Source organism: Melaminivora alkalimesophila (genome assembly GCF_000282995.1).
Classification (GTDB): Bacteria; Pseudomonadota; Gammaproteobacteria; order Burkholderiales; family Burkholderiaceae_C; genus Melaminivora; species Melaminivora alkalimesophila.
The window spans coordinates 1-1781 of record NZ_ALEE01000323.1 but is presented as its reverse complement, the minus strand read 5'-3'; the positions used below and the strand labels follow the sequence as shown (position 1 = coordinate 1781).

Genomic DNA, 1781 nt, shown 5'->3' with positions numbered 1-1781 from the left:
GGCCTGCCGCAGCGGCTGGCTTCAGCCGCCGGCTGCGGGCGCTGGTTCTTCCCCTTCGCCCTCTGCCTTCGGGGCGGCGGGTTCTTCGAAGCTGGCGCCGGCGGCATTCGCCATGTAGGCGACCGCGCGGGCGATCTCCAGGTCGCTGAACTCACCGCCGCCCTGGGGCGCCATGGCGCCCTTGCCGTTCAGTGCCGAATGCACCAGCGCGTCGAAACCGGTCTCGATGCGCGGCACCCAGGCGGCCGCATCGCCCAGCTTGGGTGCGCCGGCCGCGCCGGTGGCGTGGCAGGCGGCGCACTGGCCCTGGTACACCGCCTCGCCGGCGCGCAGCGGACGGTTCGCGTCGCGCACCTCGACCAGGCCCACCTTCTGGATGCGCTGCGCCACCGCCAGCTCGGGGTTGGCGGCGCCCATGCCGGGCTTGTGGCCGGAAGTCACGTACATCACCAGCCCGATGATGGCGAACACGGGCAGCACGAAGGCGAAGATGACGGTGGCCAGCAGCTGCTTGGGCGTCTTGATGGGCCCGGAGTGGCCTGCGTCGTGGGTGTCGCTCATCGGGAAGTCCTCGGAAAATTATGGTAGGGCAGATGCGAAAAACAGCCGTCGATTATAAGAGTCGTCTCCCGCAGGCGGGGCGCCCACCCGGCGCCCTCAACCCCCTGCCGCGGGCGGAGCCGCCCTCGCTGCCGTGCCGCTCGCCTCGTTCCAGCCGCCGCCGAGCACCCTGTAGAGCATCACCTGGTTCTGCAGCTGCTGCAGCTGCGTGAGCACCAGCGCCTGCTGCGTGGCGAACAGCGAGCGCTGGGCGTCGAGCACGTCCAGGTAGCTGGCGACGCCGTTGCGGTAGCGCAGCTCGGACAGCTCCAGCCGCTTGGCGTCGGCCTCGGCCTGGGCGCGCTGGGCCTGCAGCTGCTCCTGCAGCGTGGCGCGCCCGGCGAGCGCGTCCGAGACTTCGCGGAAGGCCGTCTGGATGGCCTTCTCGTACTGCGCCACCGCGATCTCGCGCCCGACCCGCGCCGCCTCCAGGCCCGCCTGGTTGCGGCCCGCGTCGAACAGCGGCACGGCCAGTTGCGGCGCTAGCGAGAAGGCCCAGGAGCCGCCCTTGAAGAGGCCGGAGAGCTCGTCGCTCACCGTGCCGACAGTGGCGGTGAGCGAGATGCGCGGGAAGAAGGCCGCGCGCGCCGCGCCGATGTTGGCGTTGGCGCCGATCAGGAGCTGCTCGGCCTGGCGGATGTCCGGGCGGCGCTCCAGCAGCTCGGACGGCAGGCCGGCGCGCAGCGGCTGCATGGGCGCGGCGTCGATCAGGCGCGAGGAGGGCAGGCTGGCGCGGATGTCGTCCGGCAGGGGTTGGCCGAGCAACAGCACCAGCGCGTTCTCGTCGAGCATGCGCTGGCGCTGCTGCTGGGCGTAGGTGGCGCGCGCCGCCTCGGCCAGGCTGGTCGCCTGGCGGTTGTCGAGCTCGGAGCTGACGCCGTGCTCCAGGCGCAGGCGCGTGAGCTTGACTGATTCCTCGCGCGTGGCGAGGGTGCGGCGCGAGATGTCGAGCAGCTCCTCGTCGGCCAAGAGCGCGAGCCAGCCCGAGGCGACGGCCGACACCAGGCTGATCTGCGCCGCCTTGCGGCCTTCGGCGCTGGCGAGGTACTGGGCGAGCGCCTGCTCCTTCAGAGCAGCGATGCGTCCGAAGAAGTCGATCTCCCAAGCCGTCACGCCCAGCCCGACCTGGAACAGGTTGCCGTACTGGCCGGTGGCGGCGTTCGGCTGGCGCGTGCCGCTGG

The 1781-nt window shown here is 72.0% G+C and carries 2 protein-coding genes; both read right to left on the bottom strand.

The window, feature by feature from the left end; all coding sequences use genetic code 11:
• Nucleotides 1-21: 21 nt before the first annotated feature.
• The gene (locus A612_RS06020; protein ID WP_019373622.1) at nt 22-561 is read right to left on the bottom strand and encodes a c-type cytochrome; all 540 of its coding nucleotides are present in this window, start codon (nt 559-561) and stop codon (nt 22-24) included.
• A 96-nt stretch (nt 562-657) separates the two neighbouring features.
• Nucleotides 658-1781: efflux transporter outer membrane subunit (locus tag A612_RS06015; RefSeq protein WP_019373621.1), on the bottom strand; the 1124-nt coding region annotated here is incomplete at its 5' end.